Here is an 18503-nt window from a genome sequence, read left to right on the forward strand (position 1 = left end):
GCGCCAACCTCCGAAACAAGCGATAATTCACCGATGACTTCCATGACTTTCGAACTCCAGGCCACCGATGGCGCGGCCCGCCGCGGCCGTCTCACGTTTGACCGCGGCACGGTGGAAACACCGGCCTTCATGCCGGTGGGCACCTATGGCTCGGTGAAGGCGATGACGCCGCGGGATATCCGCGAGGTCGGCGCCGAGATCATCCTGGGCAACACCTTCCATTTGTTCCTGCGCCCCGGCCTCGAGGTGGTGGAACAGTTCGGCGGACTGCACAAGTTCATCGGCTGGGACAAGCCGATCCTCACCGATTCGGGCGGTTTCCAGGTGTTCTCGCTGGCGCACAAGCGCAAGATCACCGAGGAAGGCGTAGCATTCGCTTCCCCGGTGGACGGCTCAAAGGTGTTCCTGTCGCCGGAAGAATCGATGCGCATCCAGAAGGTGCTCGATTCGGACATCGCGATGATCTTCGACGAGTGCACGCCGTATCCCGCGACGGAGAAGGTAGCCTCCACTTCGATGGAGTTGAGCCTGCGCTGGGCGGAGCGTTCGCGCCGCGCGTTCGACGACCTGAAGAACCCCAATGCGCTGTTCGGCATCGTGCAGGGCAGCGTGTACGAAGACCTGCGCCGCCGTTCGGCCGAAGGCCTGGTCAACATCGGCTTCGACGGCTATGCCGTGGGTGGCCTTGCCGTGGGCGAGCCCGAGGCCGAGCGCAACCACACGCTGGATTTCACCGTGCCGCTGCTGCCGGCCGACAAGCCGCGCTACCTGATGGGCGTGGGCCGTCCGGAAGACATCGTCGAAGCGGTGCGCCGCGGCATCGACATGTTCGATTGCGTGATGCCCACGCGCAACGCGCGCAACGGTTTCCTGTTCACCGAGCAAGGCACGCTGCGCATCCGCAACGCCAAGTTCGCGCTGGACACCCGCGTGATCGAAGAGGGCTGCGACTGCTACGCCTGCAGCAACGGCTTCAGCCGCGCCTACCTGCGTCACCTGGACCGCTGCAACGAGATCCTCGGCAGCCAGCTCGCCACCATGCACAACCTGCGTCATTACCAGCGCCTGATGGCCGGACTGCGCGCAGCCATCGCCGAAGGCAGGCTGGACGATTTCGTGGCGGAGTTCTATGCGCGCAGGGCGGGCGGGTTGTCGGACTGAGATTTCGAGGCTCAAGCGCCGGACCTATTTTCAGCCGAATCACTACCTAGCCGTCATTCCGGCGCAGGCCGGAATCCAGTAGCGAAGCAACAGGCTTCCGCGAGAGCGCCAAGCGGTTTGTGCCGGATCGCCAACACTGAGCCTTCCGGATTCCGGCCTGCGCCGGAATGACGGCTAGGAGGCGTGTCGGGGAGCGCTATCCAGGGAACCTTCACCCTCCCGGCCGGGTCCAGACCTTGCAAACCGCCCCTGCCGACGCCAGAACCCCTCACGGGCGGGCCTTGCGACGCATGCAGGGGCCGGGGGCGCGTGGCATAATCCACGATCTTTTATCAGGTGTTGGCAGAAAACGCTGCCGATACCGCTACTTGCGAGACGAGCAATGACCTTTCCGATGTCCTATGTGATGGCCCAGGCCGCTCCCGCAGCCGCTCCGGGGAATCCCCTGCTGGGCCTGGCCCTGCCGATCCTGCTGCTGGTGGTCATGTTCTTCGTGATGATCCGCCCGCAGATGAAGCGCCAGAAAGAACATCGCGCGATGCTTTCCGCGCTCTCCAAGGGCGACGAAGTCGTCACCAACGGCGGCATTGCCGGCCGCGTGGAAGAGATCGGCGAGAGCTTCGTCACGGTCGAGATCGCGCCGAACGTGAAGATCAAGGTGCAGAAGGGCGCCGTGCAGCAGGTCCTGCCCAAGGGTTCGCTGAAGTCGTCCTGACGACTTGCCGGAGCGGAGGGGCTCCGGTCCACACGATGCATTGCTCGCCGCGGCTGCCTCTGCCGCGGCTTTTGACGGATTCAAGGCATGAGTGATTTTCCACGCTGGAAATATGCGCTGGTCGCCATCGTATTGGTGCTCGGTATTGTCTATGCGTTGCCCAATGTGTTCCTGCCGGTGCCTGCCGTGCAGATCACGGCCAACCGCAACGGTACGGTCGACCAGGCACTCGAACAAAAGGTCACCGACGCGCTGAAGAAGGCCAACGTCGTCAGCACCGGCGTCGAGCTCAATGGCGATCATCTGCTCGCCAGCTTCGCCAATGCCGACCTGCAGAAGACCGCGGGCGATGCCATCAAGGCCTCGCTGGGCGACGACTACACGGTGGCCTTCAACCTGAAGTCCACGGTGCCGCACTGGCTCGGCGCCATCGGCGCGAAGTCGATGCCGCTGGGTCTGGATCTTCAGGGCGGCGTGCACTTCCTCATGGAGGTCGATCAGAACGATGTGATCGACAAGCAGGAAACGCGCTACGCGGACGATATCCGCAGCCTGCTGCGCGAAAAGAACATCCGTTACGAGTCGGTGGTGCGCAATACGCAGCGCGGCCAGGGCGTGTCGGTGGTGCTGAAGTCCGCCGAGGATCGCGTCGCCGCCGGCAACGCCATCACCGCGGACTATCCCGATCTCACCGTGACGGACGCGAATGCCACCGGCGATCGCTTCCCGCTCAACGCGGTGGTGCGTCCGGACAAGGCGCGCGAGCTGTCGCTCAACACCATTCGCCAGAACCTTGGCACGCTGCGCAACCGCATCAATGCGCTGGGCGTATCCGAGCCGATCATCCAGCAGCAGGGCGACAGCCGCATCGTGGTGGAGCTGGCCGGCGTGCAGGACACGGCCGAAGCCAAGAAGCTGATCGGTGCCGTCGCCACGCTGGAATATCGCGCCGGTTACGGCTCGCCGCAGCAGGCCGTGGACGCGGCCCGCACCGGCATCGTTCCGCCCGACGCCCGCCTCTACAAGGGCCGTGACGGACGTCCGTACCTGCTGAGCAAGAACATCATCGTCACCGGCGACCAGCTGGTGGACGCATCGTCCAGCTTCGACCAGCAGACCGGCAGCGCTGCCGTGTCGGTGACGCTGAACGCGGCCGGCGCCAAGAAGATGCTCGACTTCACCACCGGCAACGTCGGCAAGCCGATGGGCGTGGTGTACGTCGAGCGCGTGGTCGACACCAAGATCGTCGACGGCAAGGAAGTGCGCACGCCGAAGGTCACGGAAGAAGTGATCAACTACGCCACTATCAACGGCGTGTTCGGCAAGAACTTCCAGACCACCGGCCTGGGCAGCCAGAAGGAAGCATCCGACCTCGCGCTGCTGCTGAAGGGCGGTTCGCTGGCGGCGCCGGTCGATATCGTCGAAGAACGCGTGATCGGTCCCAGCCTGGGCCAGGACAACATCCAGAAGGGTCTGCGCGCCGTGACGCTCGGCCTCGCGCTGGTGCTGCTGGCGGCTGCGCTGTACTACAAGCTGTTTGGCCTCGTGGCCGACGTGGCGCTGTTCTTCAACCTGGTGATCCTGATTGCGGTGATGTCGGCGGTGGGCGTGACCCTGACCATGCCGGGCATTGCCGGTATCGTGCTGACGCTGGGTATGGCGATCGACGCGAACGTGCTGATCTGCGAACGCATCCGCGAAGAACTGCGCAACGGCTCCTCGCCGCACGCCGCGATCCGCGCCGGTTACGACAAGGCGTGGGCCACCATTCTCGACGCGAACGTCACCCACCTTATCGCCGCACTGGCGCTGACCACGATGGGCTCGGGCCCGATCAAGGGCTTCGGCGTGACGCTGCTGATCGGTATCCTGACCTCGATGTTCACCTCGGTCACCGTGACGCATGCCATCACCGCGCTGATCCACGGTCATCGCAAGCTCAAGACGTTGTCGGTCTGAGGAACAAATACACATGGAAATCTTCAACCACAACGCTAACGTGAACTTCCTCGGCATGAGGAAGTTCAGCGTGGGCCTCGCGATCCTGCTGATGGTCGCGTCCATCGTGCTCATCTCGGTAAAGCACCTGAACTACGGTCTGGACTTCACCGGCGGTGTGTCGCTGGTGGTGGATTACGACAACACGGTCCAGGTCGGCGAAGTCCGCGACGCGCTCGAGAAGGGCGGCATCGAGCATGCGCTCGTGCAGAGCCTGGGCGGCACCAAGGAAGTGTCCATCCGCCTGCAGCCGAAGGACGACCCGAACTCGGGTATCGGCAGCACCGGCAAGGTGAACCTGGACAAGATCGCCGACGACGTCACCAAGACGCTGCAGGCGGTACGTCCCGACGCCAAGCTCAAGAGCCGCGACTATGTCGGCTCCGCCGTGGGCGATGAGCTGCGCAGCGACGGCATCCTGGCCGCCATCGTGGTGATCGTGGGCATCGGCCTGTACCTCGGCATCCGCTTCGAATGGCGTTTCGCCGTGGCGGCCATCGCCACCGAAGCGCACGACGCGCTGATCACCGTGGGCATCTTCGCGCTGATGCAACGCGAATTCGACTTGACGGTGCTCGCCTCGGTGCTGGCGGTGATCGGTTACTCGATCAACGACAAGGTGGTGGTGTTCGACCGCGTGCGCGAACTGTTCCGCTTGGCCCGCAAGGCCGAGCCGGAGGAGATCCTCAACCGTTCGATCAACAACACGCTGTCGCGTACCATCATCACCGCGCTGTTCACCGGCATCACCATGGCCGCCCTGTACTTCTTCGGCGGCCCAGCCGTGCACGGCTTCGCCATCACCATGTTGATCGGTATCGTGGTCGGCACGCTCTCCTCGATCTTCGTGGCGAGCCCGATCCTGCTGTGGCTGGGCGTGTCCAAGCAGGACCTGATGCCCAAGACCAAGGACAACCCGGAGCTGGCGCGTCGTCCATAAGCGGATTGCGTTGCTTCGTTGGAAAAGAAAAGGCCCGGGATTTCTCGGGCCTTTTTCTTGCAGCGGATACCCGTCCGTTTCGACGCACCGGCTGCTTTACTAGGCGATGCTGCGTTCTGCTTTGCGTGCTGAAGCAGGCGAAGCGTTTTGCCATGGGGCGAGCAAGCACACGCCCGCAACCATCACCGAGACCGCGAGGGTGATGATGGCGTCCAGTCCGAACAGATGGCGAAGCGCCAGCGGCACACCGGGCCGCGAAAACGTAAAGAGCGAATAGGCGGTGACGATCGCATAAAGGGCCGACAGAGCGACGGCCGGCTTGGTCTTTACTTTCGCAGGACAAACCCAAAGACCTACCGCGATGGCGCACAAAGGAGTCAAAAATCCTGCCGCACCGAAAGCCAGTAGATGGTTACTGTCGGCAGTCAGCTCGTTGACCTGGCCTGAGCCGAACATTCTGAGGATCCAGATATGGACATGGGATGCTTGCCATGTGGCTGGGATGAAGGCCAGCCATCTTGCAATCGTGACGGCTTGCCCATAGCCGGCGGTGGCATTGCGCGGTCGCTCATTCCATCGTGGTGCTAGGACTTCGTGCGCAAGAGGCGAGCTCGGCGTCGGCGCGCGTTCGGTCTTCTCGATCAGCTCCGTCCACATCGGCTCCTCGTCGTTCTCGCGCGCTCGCAGTTCCTGCGTCAATGCACGTCGAGCTTCAACAGTCAGTTCGTGGGGGTTGAGCGAGGCTATAGCGACCAATGCGTCGACACTAAGCCTTTTATAGTGGCTGCGAAATTTTTCGAGCGCTTGATCGTCGATTTCCGGCGTCGAGTCCGACATGGCATTTCCCTTCCTTGGTTGCGCGTGTGCCTTGCCTGGGAACGCGGGTGTCAGGCTGTCTCGATGGACTGATTAGAGATCGGCCGTTGGGTCGTGGGCAATGGCTCATCTTGCGGCGGTTGCATCACGTGATGCGCCAGACCATGCAGGTCGAGCTGATCCACCGGAATCGGCCGGTAACCCGGACCGAACGCGACCTCGCCGAACTTCCAGCCTTCCCGCCGACGCACCGAACCCCAGAAACGCTTGGCCGCATTCCAGTGCAAGCCGACCAGGCCGTGGTTGTTGTCGTCGTCGACCATCGGATCGCCCACGCCGGTGGGGCGCAGCGGTTCGTTGTAGAGCGCTGTGCCGAATACCACGTCCCAGATCGAGAACACCTGGCCGAAGTTGCAGTTGTGCAGGTTGGGGCGGGTGGGGTCGACCAGCATGTGGTGCAGGCGGTGGAACTTCGGCGACACGAACACGCGGTTGAATAGCGGGCCGAACGCGATGCGCACGTTGGCGTGCGAGAAGTTCTGCACCAGTTCGCCCACCAGCACCAACCACGCGAATTGCTCGGGTTCCACGCCCATCACGATGCCCACCGTGGCGAGGATCATCGACTGGATGAAGCCGTCGATCAGGCTGCCGCGATCGTTGGTCCAGCAGCTCATCTGGCGCGTGCTGTGATGCATGCTGTGCAGCGCCCACCACCACGGCAGCGCGTGCTGCAGGCGATGCATCCAGTAGTACACCAGGTCGTAGACCACGTAGTAGCAACCGAACAGCAGCCACGGATGCTGCTTCAGCCACGGCACCCAGTGCGTGATGGCGAGCGGCGAGGCGCTGGCATCGCCGGGGCCGGTGTCCGGACCGCCGAAATAGTTGGCGATGGGCGTGAGGATGAGGAAACTGAAGATCGGGAAGATGCCGACCAGCATCATCACCGTGTATTGGAAATCGACCTTGGTGAGCTTGCGGTGCTCCCACTTTTCCGCCGGCACGATGCTCTCGAGCGGACGGAAGATCAGGCCGATCACGCACAACTGGAAGGTGGCGATAAGCAGCGAGGCCGAGATGTCGCGCGGGTCGCCGGCCAGGCCTTGCAGATGCAGCAGCTGCAGTACCGGCAGCACGCCATGGTTGGCAAACCCGTTGACCAGTTGGGACCACAGTTCGGACATCGTCGACACCTTGCGCTGAAACGTGTCGGTCCTGCAGGCGGGGAAAGGAGCGGGGCGCTACAGAACCGGGTAGTTCAGGATACCGCCGGCTCCCGGCCGCATCCAATCCGCAGGATTTTGACCGCCGTAACCTTTCGTGCAGCTAACTCAGCGGCGTAGACGTTGGTCGAGTTCGTGCAATCGTTCGGGTGTGCCGACGTCGGTCCATGCCCCCCGATAGTGGTTGCCGGTGAGCTGCTGGCGCGCGATGGCGCGTTCAAACAGCGGCCGGAGCTTGAATCGTGGCGGGTTCTGCCCGGCACCCGCATCGTGGATCACCTGGCGCCAGTCATCGAGCAGCTCGCGACGAAAGACCCCGATGCCGCTGTAGGTGAGGCGTGGCGCATTGCCTTCCTGGTGGATCAGGCCCTGGTCGTCCAGCCCGAAATCGCCCGAGGGATGGTGAGCGGGGTTGTCCACCATCAGCAGATGTCCCGTGCCGCGAGGTTCGGCGGGCAGCGCGGCGAGGTCCGCATCGGTCCAGACGTCGGCGCTGACGGTGATGAAGGGTTCGGGGCCGAGCAGGCTCAGTGCATTGAGCATGCCGCCGCCGGTCTCCAGCGGCGTTGGACCTTCGTAGGCGTAGCGGATGCGCAGCCCCCAGCGCGAACCGTCGCCCAACGCCTCGGGAAACTGTTCGGCCAGATGCGATGTGTTGATTACCACGTAATGCACATCGATGGCGGCGAGCTTTTCCAGGTGCCATTCGATCAGGCGTTTGCCGCCCGCTTCCAGCAGCGGCTTGGCCGTGTGATTGGTGAGCGGCCGCATGCGCTCGCCCAGGCCAGCGGCGAAGATCAGCGCATGTCTCATGCGGCGGCCACCTGGGTGAGGTCGCGGCCCTCCGCGTGTCGCTTCAGCAATGCAACGAAGTCCGCGAGTTCGGGGTAGCGCTCCGCCACCGAGACCACGTAGTGGTACACGCGCGGCACGTCCGCGAGATAGCCCGGCTTTCCATCGCGATACCACAGGCGATAGAACTGGCCGAGTACGCGAATGTGGCGATGCAGGCCGGTGAGGTCGAACCAGCGCAGGAAACGCTCGCGGCTGATTTTTTCATCGATCACGTTCGCCTTGAGCAGGCGCTGGCGATACGACTCGACCCAGCCTTCCACGCGCTCGCGCGGCCACACGATGTAGGCATCGCGCAGCAGTGAGGCGAGGTCGTAGGTGATGGGGCCGGAGAGTGCCCCCTGGAAATCGATGATGCCCGGATTGTTGTCTTCGACGATAAGCAGGTTGCGGCTGTGATAGTCGCGATGCACGAACCGGCGCGGCTGTTCGAGCGCATTGCGGATGATCACGCTGAAGGCGGCCTCCAGCACGTCCCACTCGTGGCACGTGGGAGTGCGGCCGAGGTGCTTGCCCAGGAACCATTCGGGCATCACTTCCAAACCGCTCACCAGGCGCGCGTGATCGAACAGCGGCAGATCGGCGTGCTCCATGCGCGTCTGCATCAACAGCAGTGCATCCATGGCGTCGGCGTAGAGGCGATCGGCGCTGTCGTCGTTCAAGGCGGGCAGATAGAGCTGCGTGCCAAGGTCCTCGATCAGCAGGAAACCTTGCTCGAGATCTGTCGCATGCACGGCCGGCACGTGGATACCGGCCGCGGCTAGCCGTGTGCCCATGGACAACCAGGGACGCGGATCTTCCAGCGCGGGCGGCGAATCCATCACCACCCAGCTCTTGCCGTCGTGATGAGTGCGCCAGTAGCTGCGAAAGCTGGCATCCGACGAGGCGGATGCGAGCTCGAGCGAATCATCGCCAAGGGCGGAACGGGTCCAGGCGAGGCGGGCGGCGGCGCGGTCGGGAACGGTGCTCATGGCGGGCTGGGAGTGGCGATGAGAGAAGCTTAGCGGGTATTCGCCTCGTCATGCCGGGATCCAGGGTAGGCCTGAAATCTACTATGGGAAACCTACTGTGGGAGCGCACCCTGTGCGCGACAAACCTACGGAGCGGTACCTCCAAGCACCGCGTCGCGCACAGGGTGCGCTCCCACAAACTAGCGAACCCGCTCTCGCCAAAAAAGAAAGAAGGAGTAAGAACGCACGCTCACGACAAGTTGTACGCCTTCTCCTCATGCAACGAGAGATCCAGGCCAACCTGCTCCTGTTCTTCGTCCACCCGCAGCCCCAGCGTCCAGTCAATCACCTTCAAAATCACCAGGCTCAAGACAGCGCTCCACACCACCGTGAAACCCACACCCTTCGCCTGTATCCACAACTGCCCGAACAGCGATTCCACCGTGCCGAAGCCACCCAGCTTGGGCGAGGCTAGCGGCCCGGTGAGCAGGGCGCCGAGGATGCCGGCGATGGCGTGCACGCCGAACACGTCGAGCGAGTCGTCATAGCCAAACCTGTGCTTCAGGCGCGTGGCGCTGAAGAAGCAGACGACGCCGGCAATCAGGCCGAGCATCAGCGCGCCGCCTGGCCCGGCGGTGCCGGCTGCCGGTGTCACCGCGACCAACCCGGCGACCGCACCGGAGACGATGCCCAGCACGCTCGGCCGTCCATGCACGATCCATTCGGTCGCCAGCCAGCCCAATGCCGCAGCGGCCGTGGCGATCTGCGTCACCAGCATCGCCATGCCGGCGCTGCCATTCGCTGCCACCGCGGAGCCCGCATTGAAGCCGAACCAGCCCAGCCACAGCAGGCTGGCGCCCATCACGGTGTAGCCGAGATTGTGCGGCGGCATCGGCACGTTCGGATAACCGCGCCGCTTGCCGATCACCAAGCATGCCACCAGACCCGCGATACCCGCGTTGATGTGCACCACCGTGCCGCCGGCGAAATCCAGCACGCCCAGATCGCCGAGGAACGAGCCCGGTCCGCTCCACACCATGTGCGCCACCGGCAGGTACACGATGGTGAGCCACAGCCCGCTGAACCACAGCAGCGCGCTGAACTTCATGCGTTCGGCGAACGCGCCGATGATCAGCGCGGGGGTGATGATGGCGAAGGTCAGCTGGAACATCACGAACACGCTTTCCGGCACCGTCTGGTAACGCGAATCGGGTTTGAGGCCCGCGAGAAATGCGCGATCGAATCCGCCAATGAACGAATGCAGGTTGGTCACGCCGGCCTGCATGCCTTCCGTGCTGAAGGCCAGCGAGTAGCCATAGACCATCCACAGCACCGACACCATCGCGGTGATGGCGAAGCACTGCATCAGCACCGACAGCAGGTTCTTCGCGCGCACCATGCCGCCGTAGAACAGCGCCAGGCCGGGAAGCGTCATCAGCAGCACCAGCGCGGTGGCGGTGAGCATCCAGGCGGTGTCGCCGCTGTCGATGTGCGTGGGTGCGATGGCGGCCTGCGCCCAGGCGGGCGAGGTGGCCAGCAGGCCGATGAAGGCGAGCGAGGTCTTCAGCTCAAAGCGCATCGACGTCGACCTCCTGCGTGCGAATGCGGATGGCCTGTTCCAACTCGCTCACGAACACCTTGCCGTCGCCGATCTTGCCGGTGCGTGCGGCCCCGATGATCGCCTCCACCGCGCGGTCGAGCAGTTCGTCCGCCACGGCCACCTCAAGCTTCAGCTTGGGCAGGAAATCCACCACGTATTCGGCCCCCCGGTAGAGCTCGGTGTGGCCGTGCTGGCGGCCGAAGCCCTTCACCTCAGTGACGGTCATGCCCGTTACTCCCACCTCGGTCAGCGCCTGGCGCACATCGTCCAGCGTGAACGGTTTGATGACGGCCGTAATCCACTTCATCCCCAGCGCTCCCCGTGCGGTAGATATGTCGCGGTGCAGCAGGATGCGTGCCACGGGGGCGAGTCTGTGAAGTCTGCATTCAAGCCAAAGCGTGAATGGACCAGTTTTCAATGGGTTAGGGGCAGGGCGGCACCCGGCTTCGCGGGGATGACCGTGGGGGAAGACCAATCTTTTGGGTGGGCGGTGGTGCGACGTTGCGCGGAAAAGGGGCGTTTACCACAGCCAAATCCCGCTTTTGGTGCATTGCCGCGGTTTGACCCCAAGGGCATTAATCAGTACCATTTTGGTACCGATTCCCCGCAGTCTCCCTGGCCGATTCCCCCATGCTCCGCGTCAGCCGACTCACCGACTACGCCACCGTGGTGATGACCTGCATCGCCGCCCATCCTGACGACGTGCTCAGCACGGCGCAGATCGCCGATGAGGCGCGCCTGGAGCTGCCCACCGTGAGCAAGCTGCTGAAGTCGCTGAGCCATGCGGGTCTGGTCGAGTCCTTCCGCGGCGTCAACGGCGGCTATCGCCTCGCGCGGCCGGCTGGGGACATCACCCTGGCCCAGATCGTGGAAGCGCTGGAAGGCCCCATCGGCATGACCGAATGCAGTCTCGCTGAAGGCCAGTGCGAGCGTGAGTCGCTTTGCGGCGTCCGCTCCAACTGGCAACACGTCAACAGCGTGGTGGATAGCGCGCTGCGTGCCGTCAGCCTGTCCGACATGCTCAAACCACCCAGTCGTCGTATCGACGCCAACCTGATCGGATGACCGCCAGGCCATCCATGACGACCGCCCACGACGACACGAAGAACACCATGACCACCGAAACCACTGTACGCAGCGACCTCTCCGCCACGACCCTGCGCGACAACGTCGAAGTCGCCGAGGCGCTGGGCCGTCGCTACGAAGCCGGCTTCGTCACGGACATCGAGACGGAGTATCTGCCGGCCGGTTTGTCCGAAGACATCGTGCGTCAGCTTTCCGCCCTGAAGAAAGAGCCGGAGTGGATGACCGAGTGGCGCCTCAAGGCGTATCGCCACTGGCTCACCATGCCGACGCCGGACTGGGCCAAGTTGAAGCTCACGCCGATCGACTACCAGTCGATCAGCTACTACGCCGCGCCCAAGTCGGGCCCGAAGTCACTGGATGAAGTCGACCCGAAACTGCTCGAAACCTACGACAAGCTCGGCGTGCCGCTGCATGAGCGCGCCAAGCTCGCCGGCGTGGCGGTGGATGCGGTGTTCGACTCGGTCTCCGTGGGCACCACCTTCCGCAAGGAACTGGCCGAAGCGGGCGTGATCTTCTGCTCGATGAGCGAAGCGATCCGCGAGCATGCCGAACTGGTGCAGAAGTACCTGGGCAGCGTGGTGCCGGTGGGCGACAACTTCTTCGCGGCGCTCAATTCGGCCGTGTTTTCCGATGGCTCGTTCGTATTCATCCCCAAGGGCGTGCGTTGCCCGATGGAGCTGTCCACCTATTTCCGCATCAACGCCATCAACACGGGGCAGTTCGAGCGCACGCTGATCGTGTGTGAAGACGACGCCTACGTCTCCTACCTCGAAGGCTGTACCGCGCCGATGCGCGACGAGAACCAGCTGCATGCGGCGGTGGTGGAGCTGGTGGCGCTGGAGCGCGCGCAGATCAAGTATTCCACGGTTCAGAACTGGTACCCCGGCGACGAGAACGGCGTCGGCGGCATCTACAACTTCGTCACCAAGCGTGGCGACTGCCGCGGCAACGATTCGAAGATTTCCTGGACGCAGGTGGAAACCGGTTCGGCGATCACCTGGAAATACCCCAGCTGCGTGTTGCGCGGCGATCGTTCGGTGGGCGAGTTCTACTCCGTCGCGCTCACCCATCATCGCCAGCAGGCCGACACCGGCACCAAGATGATCCATATCGGCAAGGGCACCAAGTCGAAGATCGTCTCCAAGGGCATCAGCGCCGGCCGCAGCAGCAACAGCTATCGCGGCCTAGTGAAGGTGGAGAAGGGTGCCGAAGGCGCGCGCAACTACACGCAGTGCGATTCCCTGCTGATCGGCAAGAAGTGCGGCGCGCACACCTTCCCGTACATGGAAGTGAAGAATCCCACCGCCATCGTCGAACACGAAGCGACCACCTCGAAGATTTCCGACGACCAGCTGTTCTATTGCCGCAGCCGCGGCATCGGCGAGGAAGACGCCGTGTCGATGATCGTCGACGGCTTCTGCAAGCAGGTCTTCCGCGAATTGCCGATGGAGTTCGCGGTGGAAGCGAAGAAGCTGCTGGAAGTGTCGCTGGAAGGCGCGGTCGGCTGATCGCCTTCATCGCTGCATCCGAACCCTATTTTGAACACGCGGCGCTCCGGCGTTGCCCACTGAAGAAACCGTCATGCTGAAGATCGAAAATCTGCACGCCCGCGTCGAGGGCAAGGACATCCTCAAGGGACTCACGCTCAGCGTGGGGGCCGGCGAAGTGCACGCGATCATGGGGCCCAATGGTGCGGGCAAGTCCACGCTCGGCAACGTGCTCTCGGGTCGTGACGGCTACGAAGTGACCGAAGGCTCGGTCACGTTCAACGGCGTCGATCTGCTGTCGCTGGAACCGGAAGAGCGCGCTGCTGCCGGCATGTTCCTGGCGTTCCAGTACCCGGTGGAAATCCCCGGCGTGAACAACACCTACTTCCTGCGTGCCGCGCTCAATGCGCAGCGCAAGCAGCGCGGTGAGAAGGAACTGGACTCCATGCAGTTCCTCAAGCTGGTGCGCGAGAAGCTGAAGATCATGCAGATCTCCGATGAGCTGCTGCATCGCGCCGTCAACGAAGGTTTTTCGGGCGGCGAGAAGAAGCGTAACGAGATCTTCCAGATGGCCGTGCTGGAACCGAAGCTGGCGATCCTCGACGAAACCGATTCGGGCCTGGACATCGATGCGCTCAAGCAGGTCGCGCAGGGCGTGAACGCGCTGCGCTCGGCCGAGCGCGGCTTCCTGGTCATTACCCATTACCAGCGCCTGCTCGATTACATCGAACCCGATTTCGTGCACGTGCTGGCCGATGGCCGCATTGTCGAAAGCGGCGACAAGACGCTCGCACTGAAGCTGGAGGCCCAGGGCTACGCCTGGGTGAACGACAAGGATCCGGCGCTCACGGGAGCCTCGGCATGAGCGAGGCCCAGCGCACGCCGTTCGTCGAATCATTGCTGGAGGCTGCCGCGCAGGCGCAGCTGCCGGGCAGCGGCATCGGCTGGCTGGATGCCGCGCGCCGCGAGAATCTCGATGCGTTCGAGGCGGGCGGCCTGCCGGATAGCCGGATGGAAGCGTGGAAGTACACGGCCCTGCGCGCGCTCGGTCAGCGGCGCTTTGCTGCTGGCGATGCCCAGGCGTCCGCGCGTGCGGTGGAGATGGATGGCTTTGCCTTGCCGGGCATCGAGGGTCCGTCGCTGGTCTTCGTCAACGGCGTGTTCCGCAGCGAACTCTGCCGCCTGGACAACCTGCCTGCTGGCCTGAGTCTTCAGCCGCTCTCGCAGGCACTCCAGGGCAATGCCGAACCGCTGCGTTTTGCGCTCTCGCGCCACTATCGCGAAGGCGGCGACGTGTTCGCCCGTCTCAATGCCGCACTCGCCGGTGACGGCGTGGTGCTGCGCGTAGCCGCGGGCGCCAAGGTCGCACAGCCTGTGCGCTTGCTCTTCATCGGCGCGCCAGCCGGCGAAGCCATGGCTTCGCACGTGCGCCAGATCATCGAACTGGGCGAGGGCGCGGAGCTCGCGCTGATCGAGCAGCACGTGGCCGCTGGCGTACACCAGAATCTCGCGACCCAGGTTACCGATATCGTGCTGCGCCAGGGCGCCGTGCTGCGCCACGTGACGCTGCAGGACGCTTCCGAAGGGAGCACGCTGGTGCGCCATGACAGCGTCCAGTTGGATGGCGAAGCCCACGCGGCAATGTACGCGCTGGAGCTTGGCGGCTCGCTGGTGCGCCACGATCTGCATGTCGTGCTGGCGGGCGACAAGTCGCGTCTCGACACGCGCGGCGTATTCGCGTTGCGTGGCCGCCAGCATGTGGATACGCAGATGTCGATTCGCCACGAGGCGCTCAATACGGCGTCCGAGTCCGTCTGGCGCGGCGTTGCCGATGAGCGTTCGCGCGGCGTGTTCCGCGGCGCCATCGTGGTGGCCGAAGGCGCCGATGGCAGCGACGCCAGCTTGAGCAGCAAGAATCTCCTGCTTTCGGGCCAGGCCGAGATCGACACCAAGCCCGAGCTGGAAATCTACGCCGACGAAGTGAAGGCCGCGCACGGCGCCACCGTCGGCCAGCTCGACGAGCGCTCGTTGTTCTACCTGCGCTCGCGCGGCATTCCCCTGGCCGAAGCACGCGCCATGCTCACGGCCGCGTTCTGCCGCGCTGTGTTCGAAGCGTTGCCCGAAGATGGCTTGCGCGACTACATCAACGAACGACTGATGGCGCAATTGCCCTCCGCCTAAGAACGGCCCGACAGCAATCAGGCGAAACGAATACGATGAACGCACAGACCCAGACTAGCCCCACCGTTTTCGATGTGCAGCGCATCCGTGCGGATTTCCCGCTGCTGTCGCGCACGGTGCACGACAAGCCGCTCATCTACTTCGACAACGCCAACACCAGCCAGAAGCCGGCGAGCGTGATCGAGGCGGTGGACCAGCATTACCGCCTGCGCAATGCCAACGTGTCCCGTGCGGTGCATCTGCTCGGCGAGGAAGCCACGGCAGCGTATGAAGGCGCGCGCGACAAGCTGGCGCGCTTCATCAACGCCACTTCGCGCAACGAGCTGATTCTCACCTCGGGTACCACCCAGGCGATGAACATGATCGCCTACAGTTTTGCGATGCCGCGCCTGAAAGAGGGCGACAGCATCCTCACCACGGTGATGGAGCATCACGCCAACATCGTGCCGTGGCAGATCGTGGCGTCGCGCACCGGCGCCACGGTGAAGGCGGCGCCGATCGACGATCGGGGCGAGCTGATCGTCGAGAAGTACATCGAGATGCTCACGCCCGACGTGAAGCTGGCTTGCGTCACCCATGTGTCCAATGTGCTGGGCACGGTGAATCCGGTGCGCGAGATCGCCCGCGAATGCCGCAAGCGCGGCATTCCGCTGGTGGTGGACGGCTCCCAGGCCGTGCCGCATCGCCCGGTGGACGTGCAGGCGCTGGGCTGCGATTTCTACGCCTTCACCGGCCACAAGATGCTCTCGCCCACGGGCACGGGCGGACTATGGGCGCGCAAGGAACATCTCGAGGCGATGCCGCCGTTCTTCGGCGGCGGCGAGATGATTCGCGAAGTGAGTTTCTCCGGCACCACCTTCGCCGCGCCGCCGCACAAGTTCGAAGCAGGCACGCCGAACATTGCCGGCTTCGCTGGCGTCGGCGCCGCCATCGACTATTACGATTCGATCGGCTTCGACGCCATCCACTCGTGGGAGCAGCAGCTGCTGAGCTATGCCACCGAGCGCCTGCGCGACATTCCCGGCCTGCGCCTGTTTGGCGAGGCGAAGGAAAAGGAGCCGGTCATTTCCTTCCTGATCGAAGGCGCCCAGGCCACCGATCTCGCCACGCTGCTCGACCTGCAGGGCGTTGCCGTACGCTCGGGCCATCACTGCGCGCACCCCTTGATGCAGTTCTTCAAGGTGCCCGCCACGCTGCGTGCCTCGCTCGCGTTCTACAACACGCGCGAAGAGGTCGATGCGTTCATTACCGCACTGCTGAAGGTTCGCAAGTTGCTGATGTGATCCAAGGCTGCAGTCTTTGGCACAAACGAAAACGCCGCGGCATGACCGCGGCGTTTTCGTTTTTCTACCTGGCGTGAAGCGTTACCAGATCTTCACCTGCTTGTCCGCCGATCGCACCATCACGTCACCAGCCTTGCACTGGAACGCCTGAGCAAAGGCCGGCATGTTCGACGGTGCGCCGATGGCGCGGAACTGGGCGGGTGCATGCGGGTCGGTGTTGAGCAGGGTGAGCTGCGCTTCCGGGCGGATGCTGCCGCGCCACACGCGGCCCCAGTTGAGGAAGAAGCGCTGGTCCTGGGTGTAGCCGTCGATCTTCTTGTTCGCTTCGGCCGGGTTGCGCTTCAAGGCCATCTGCAGCGCATCGTAGGCGGCATTGAGGCCGCCGAGATCGCCGATGTTCTCGCCCATGGTCAGCTTGCCGTTGACGAACTTGCCCGGCAGCGCTTCGTAGTGGTTGAACTGGTCGGCCAGCCGGTCGGTGCGGGCTTCGAACGCCTTGCGGTCCTCGTCGGTCCACCAGTTGACGTTGTTGCCCTTCGCATCGAACTTGCTGCCCTGGTCGTCGTAACCGTGGCCCATTTCGTGGCCGATCACGGCGCCGATGCCGCCGTAGTTGAGCGCGTCATCGGCGGTGGCGCTGAAGAACGGCGGCTGCAGGATGGCGGCGGGGAACACGATCTCGTTCTTCAGCGAGTTGTAGTACGCGTTCACCGTCTGCGGCGTCATGCCCCATTCGGTGCGGTCCACCGGCTTGCCGATCTTGGCGACCATGTAGTCGTAGTTGAACTTGTCGGCGGCCTGCACGTTCTGGAAATAGCTGTTGCCGGCCGGGATGGTGAGGCCGGCCCAGTCGCGCCACTTGTCCGGATAGCCGATCTTCGGCGTGAACGTGGCCCACTTCTCCAGCGCCTTCTTCTTGGTCGCATCGCTCATCCACGGCAGGTTCTCGATGCGGTTCTTGTAGGCCGCGCGCAGGTCGCCGACCAACTGCTCGGCGCGTGCCTTGGACTGCGGCGAGAAAGTCTGCGCGACGTAGAGCTGGCCAAGCGCCATGCCCATGCCGTCTTCCACGCTGTCGAGCGTGCGCTTCCAGCGCGACTTCATTTCCTTCTGGCCGTTGAGCGTCTTTGCGCTGAACGCGAAGTCTTCCTGCTGGAACGGGGTGGAGAGATAGGGCGAGGCCGCATCGATGGCGTGGAAACGCAGGTAGGCCTGCCAGTCGCTCACCGGCACATCGGCCAGCATCTTGTCGAACTCGCCGAAGAACTTCGGCTGCGACAGCGAGAAGCCGTCCTTGACGTCTGCACCCTGTGCCTTGAAGAACGCGGCCCATTCGAAATGCGGCGTCACCTTGTCGGCGTCGGCGATGCTCACGAAGTGGTAGCGGTTCTCCGGCTGGCGCAGTTCGGTGGGCACCAGCGAGGCGGCCGCCAGGCGCGTTTCGAATGCCATCACGGCCTTGGCCTGTTTCTGTGCATCGGCTTCGCTCACGCCCACCAGCTGCAGCGTGCGGGCGATGTGCGCGACGTATTCGGTGCGGATCTTTTCGAAGTCCGGCTTGCTGTAGTAGTCCGCCGTGGGCAGGCCCAGGCCACCCTGGTTGGCGTAGGCGATCTGGCGGCTGGAATCCTTGAAGTCCGCGTTGCCGCCGAAGCGGAAGCCGACCGGATTGCCGCGGGCATAGCTTTCGGCGATGTGGGCGACGACGTCCTTGTTGTTCTTCAGCGCATCGATGCGCGCGAGTTCCGGCTTGATCGGCTCGTAGCCGGCCTTCTCGATGGCCGCTTCATCCATGCCCGAGGCGTAGAAGTAGCCGATCTTCTGTTCGATCGAGCCGGCCTTGGCGCTCGCGGCGTCCTTGGCGGCCTTGTCCACGATGCCGTGCTGTATGTTGAGGCTGTCTTCGCGCAGCGCGTCGAACGAACCCCAGCGGGTGCGGTCGGCGGGGATGGGGTTCGCGGCCAGCCATTTCGCGTTGACGAAGCCGTTGAAGTCGGTGCAGACGCCCTTGCTGGCGTCCAGTTCCTTGACGTCGAATGCGCCGCTGGGAGCGGCCAGCGCGCCGGTGCACAGACCCAGGCCCACGGCCAGCGCGAGCGGTTTCACAATACGGTTCTTCATGGAGTCTCCCCTGAAATGGGATGCGGCGCGCGCATCAAGTCGTGTTCGCGGGGCGCTCGGCCCCAATCCACAGGCTAGGCAGGGGCG

General features: G+C 63.9%; 16 protein-coding genes. 9 read left to right on the plus strand and 7 right to left on the minus strand.

All coding sequences use genetic code 11. From position 1 onward, the window contains the following. The first annotated feature begins 33 nt into the window (after positions 1-33). The 4 genes from tgt (at position 34) to secF (ending at position 4814) form a co-directional block, all read left to right on the plus strand. The gene (gene tgt, locus ISP20_RS05700; RefSeq protein ID WP_204635112.1) at positions 34-1161 is read left to right on the plus strand and encodes a tRNA guanosine(34) transglycosylase Tgt; all 1128 of its coding nucleotides are present in this window, start codon (positions 34-36) and stop codon (positions 1159-1161) included. 382 nt (positions 1162-1543) lie between these two features. Beyond that, positions 1544-1876, plus strand: coding sequence for a preprotein translocase subunit YajC (gene yajC, locus ISP20_RS05705; protein ID WP_204635113.1), 333 nt, complete (start codon positions 1544-1546; stop codon positions 1874-1876). An 87-nt stretch (positions 1877-1963) separates the two neighbouring features. Continuing rightward, on the plus strand, positions 1964-3835 hold the full coding sequence (gene secD, locus ISP20_RS05710; RefSeq protein ID WP_204635114.1) for a protein translocase subunit SecD: 1872 nt from the start codon (positions 1964-1966) through the stop codon (positions 3833-3835). A 13-nt stretch (positions 3836-3848) separates the two neighbouring features. After that, the gene (secF, locus tag ISP20_RS05715; protein WP_204635115.1) at positions 3849-4814 is read left to right on the plus strand and encodes a protein translocase subunit SecF; all 966 of its coding nucleotides are present in this window, start codon (positions 3849-3851) and stop codon (positions 4812-4814) included. Positions 4815-4913: 99 nt separating this feature from the next. On the opposite strand, the gene ISP20_RS05720 is transcribed toward secF, so the two are convergent. The 6 genes from ISP20_RS05720 to ISP20_RS05745 form a co-directional block, all read right to left on the minus strand. Next, positions 4914-5651, minus strand: a complete 738-nt coding sequence (locus ISP20_RS05720) for a hypothetical protein (protein WP_204635116.1) — start codon at positions 5649-5651, stop codon at positions 4914-4916. A 50-nt stretch (positions 5652-5701) separates the two neighbouring features. Then, a complete protein-coding gene (locus tag ISP20_RS05725; protein WP_239535376.1) occupies positions 5702-6817 on the minus strand; it encodes a sterol desaturase family protein in 1116 nt (371 codons plus the stop codon). Between the two features lie 147 nt (positions 6818-6964). Further along, positions 6965-7669 carry an N-acetylmuramate alpha-1-phosphate uridylyltransferase MurU gene (gene murU, locus ISP20_RS05730; protein ID WP_204635117.1) on the minus strand — a complete coding sequence of 235 codons (705 nt, stop codon included), beginning with the start codon at positions 7667-7669 and terminating at the stop codon, positions 6965-6967. Continuing rightward, the gene (locus ISP20_RS05735) at positions 7666-8679 is read right to left on the minus strand and encodes an aminoglycoside phosphotransferase family protein (protein WP_204635118.1); all 1014 of its coding nucleotides are present in this window, start codon (positions 8677-8679) and stop codon (positions 7666-7668) included. Before ISP20_RS05735 ends, murU begins: the two co-directional genes overlap by 4 nt. A gap of 229 nt (positions 8680-8908) precedes the next feature. After that, positions 8909-10237 carry an ammonium transporter gene (locus ISP20_RS05740; protein WP_204635119.1) on the minus strand — a complete coding sequence of 443 codons (1329 nt, stop codon included), beginning with the start codon at positions 10235-10237 and terminating at the stop codon, positions 8909-8911. After that, a complete protein-coding gene (locus tag ISP20_RS05745) occupies positions 10227-10565 on the minus strand; it encodes a P-II family nitrogen regulator (protein ID WP_204635876.1) in 339 nt (112 codons plus the stop codon). The genes ISP20_RS05740 and ISP20_RS05745 overlap by 11 nt, the downstream gene beginning before the upstream one ends. A gap of 323 nt (positions 10566-10888) precedes the next feature. Between ISP20_RS05745 and ISP20_RS05750 the strand changes: the two genes are divergently transcribed. From ISP20_RS05750 to ISP20_RS05770, 5 genes are all read left to right on the plus strand, one after another. After that, positions 10889-11323, plus strand: a complete 435-nt coding sequence (locus ISP20_RS05750; protein WP_204635120.1) for an SUF system Fe-S cluster assembly regulator — start codon at positions 10889-10891, stop codon at positions 11321-11323. Between the two features lie 47 nt (positions 11324-11370). Continuing rightward, positions 11371-12852 carry a Fe-S cluster assembly protein SufB gene (gene sufB, locus ISP20_RS05755; RefSeq protein WP_204635877.1) on the plus strand — a complete coding sequence of 494 codons (1482 nt, stop codon included), beginning with the start codon at positions 11371-11373 and terminating at the stop codon, positions 12850-12852. Positions 12853-12925: 73 nt separating this feature from the next. Then, complete coding sequence (gene sufC / locus ISP20_RS05760; protein WP_204635121.1) at positions 12926-13696, plus strand: Fe-S cluster assembly ATPase SufC; 771 nt, start codon at positions 12926-12928, stop codon at positions 13694-13696. Beyond that, complete coding sequence (gene sufD, locus ISP20_RS05765; RefSeq protein ID WP_204635122.1) at positions 13693-15012, plus strand: Fe-S cluster assembly protein SufD; 1320 nt, start codon at positions 13693-13695, stop codon at positions 15010-15012. Before sufC ends, sufD begins: the two co-directional genes overlap by 4 nt. 35 nt (positions 15013-15047) lie before the next feature. Then, a complete protein-coding gene (locus ISP20_RS05770; RefSeq protein WP_204635123.1) occupies positions 15048-16295 on the plus strand; it encodes an aminotransferase class V-fold PLP-dependent enzyme in 1248 nt (415 codons plus the stop codon). An 81-nt stretch (positions 16296-16376) separates the two neighbouring features. Here ISP20_RS05770 and ISP20_RS05775 read toward each other — a convergent pair whose 3' ends face one another. After that, positions 16377-18416 carry a M13 family metallopeptidase gene (locus tag ISP20_RS05775; protein ID WP_204635124.1) on the minus strand — a complete coding sequence of 680 codons (2040 nt, stop codon included), beginning with the start codon at positions 18414-18416 and terminating at the stop codon, positions 16377-16379. Positions 18417-18503: the final 87 nt, after the last annotated feature.

This window comes from Dyella kyungheensis, from assembly GCF_016905005.1.
Lineage (GTDB): Bacteria > Pseudomonadota > Gammaproteobacteria > Xanthomonadales > Rhodanobacteraceae > Dyella > Dyella kyungheensis.